This is a genomic window from Kitasatospora sp. NPDC093558 (assembly GCF_040683475.1).
Taxonomy (GTDB): Bacteria; Actinomycetota; Actinomycetes; order Streptomycetales; family Streptomycetaceae; genus Kitasatospora.
In genome coordinates, this window is record NZ_JBFBDY010000919.1 from 1 (window position 1) to 2,096 (window position 2,096).

Genomic DNA, 2,096 nt, shown 5'->3' on the forward strand with positions numbered 1-2,096 from the left:
GTCCAGCCGCCGTCCAGCGGGAGGAGCAGGAGCAGGCCGAGGGTGGTGACGGCGGCGCCGGTCAGCGCGGTCGGCCGGGCGCCGCAGCGGTCCGCCAGCCGTCCGCCGAAGCGGCCGGCCACCACCATGCCGAGCGGGAAGGCCAGCATCGTGAGCGCGGTGCGGGTGGCGCTCTCGCCCTCCTGGCCGCGCAGGTGCTGGGCCAGCAGGTAGTGGCAGGCGGCGAAGCCCGCGGCGAGAGCGAGGACCGAGGCGTTGACGCCGGTGGTGCCGGCGGCCCGCAGCGTCTCGGCCACCGGCCGGCCGCCGGGGCGGCGCAGCCAGACGGCGACGAGCGGAGGGGCGGGCAGCGCGAGCAGCAGCCACAGTGGGGCCTTGGGCGCGAGGGTGAGCGCGAGCAGGACGGAGGCGACGGCGGAACCGATCAGGGCGGCGTCGCCGAGCGAACCGCGGTCGGGCAGCGTTAGTTTCCCGGTGCGCGGGGCGTGCCGGTGCACGATCAGCACGGCGGCGAGGCAGACCGGGAGCTTCACCAGGAACACCGCCCGCCAGCCGACGTGGTCGAGCAGAAGCCCGCCGATCACCGGACCGGTGACGGCCCCGAGCGGACCGAGCGTGGCGGGCACGCTCATCGCCCGCCCGCGCAGCTCGGGCCGGACGGCGGTCGCGGCGAGCACCGGCATCAGCACGAACAGCACCGCGCCGAAGGCGCCCTGGGCGAAGCGTGCCGCGATCAGCCAACTCGCCCACGGGGCGAGGGAGGCGAGCGCGCTGCACGCGGCGAAGCAGCCGACCGCCAGCAGGAGGGCCGAGCGCGTGCCGACCTGGTCCAGCCACCGCCCGGCAGGCAACAGCAGGGCGACGAGCGGGAGTTGGTACCCGAGCGCGGCCCACTGGGCGACTCCGGGGGAGACGTGGAGCCCGGCTGAGATGTCGGTGAGCGCCAGGTTGACCACGTTCATGTCGAGCATCGCGACGAACGAGAGCAGCCCGGCGGCCACGACGAGGCTCCACCGGTCCACCGGGCCCTCCGGCTTGACCGTGGTGTGCCTCAACTCGCCCTCGGGCAGGCCATGTTGCCTGGCCATGGCGTCCTCCGTTCCCCCGCTGCGTACCGGACACCGCCGCGGCGGCGGAGTCCGGTACAGCAGTCGGGGGCGGAGGGGGTGGGGTTCCCGAACGCTTGGGGGAATTTTCCGAAACGCGTTCGACGGGGCCGGGAGGGCGGCGGACAGCTGACAACTGACAGATAACAGATTTCGAAATCTGTTATCTGTCATCTGAAATCTGTCGGCTGTCCGCCGTCGCCAGCCGTCCGCGGGCTCCCGCCCCGCTCCCGCCGGTGCCGCACTCAGCAGGCCGCCGCGAGCTCCCCGCTGTCGGCCGCCCGAAGGCGAGCCATCAGCTCCTCGCGGGCCCGGGCGACCCGGGACCGGACGGTGCCGACCGGGCAGCCCGCTACCTCGGCGGCCTCGGCGTAGCTCAGGCCGACCACCTGCGTGAGCACGAACGCCTCCCGCCGCTGCGCGGGCACCCGGTCGAGCAGATCGCCGAGCGCGATCCCGTCCTCGAACCCGGCCGCCGGGCCGGCCCCCTGCCGCTCCGCCGCCTCCTGCCAGTCCGGCACCGCGGCCAGGCGCGGCCGGGCGGCGGCCGTCCGGTACCGGTCGATCACGGTGCGCCGGGCGATCGACAGCAGCCACGTGCGGGCCGAGGAGCGCCCCGCGAACCCGGGCAGGCTGCGCAGTGCCCGCAGGAACGTCTCCTGGGCGAGGTCGTCCGCGGACTGCACGTCGGTCAGGTGGGCGACGAACCGCCACACGTCCCGCTGGGTGGCGCGGATGAAGGCCTCGACGTCCGATGCGCGTCCGGCCCGGGCGGTCAGGGCGAGCGCGGTGAGCTGGTCGTCATCCACGGCGGCCCCCGTCCCGGCCGTCGAGGCGCACGCCGCCGACGCGGGCCCGGCCGCGCCGGTCGTCGAAGCTGTGGAGGACGATGGCCATATGAGATGCGCGCAGTTCCGCACTGCCCTGTCCGCCCGCCTCGACGGCGAGGCGACCGGAATCCCGGACGGCCGCCTGGACGGCCACGTCGCC

3 protein-coding genes are annotated in these 2,096 nt (G+C 75.2%); all 3 read right to left on the bottom strand.

What is annotated here, in order from left to right:
• On the bottom strand, positions 1-1,088 hold a 1,088-nt coding region (locus AB0O00_RS36930; protein WP_363659074.1), incomplete at its 3' end, for an MFS transporter.
• A gap of 263 nt (positions 1,089-1,351) precedes the next feature.
• Positions 1,352-1,885, bottom strand: coding sequence for a sigma-70 family RNA polymerase sigma factor (locus AB0O00_RS36935; RefSeq protein WP_363659076.1), 534 nt, complete (start codon positions 1,883-1,885; stop codon positions 1,352-1,354).
• 22 nt (positions 1,886-1,907) lie between these two features.
• On the bottom strand, positions 1,908-2,096 hold a 189-nt coding region (locus AB0O00_RS36940), incomplete at its 5' end, for a hypothetical protein (protein ID WP_363659075.1).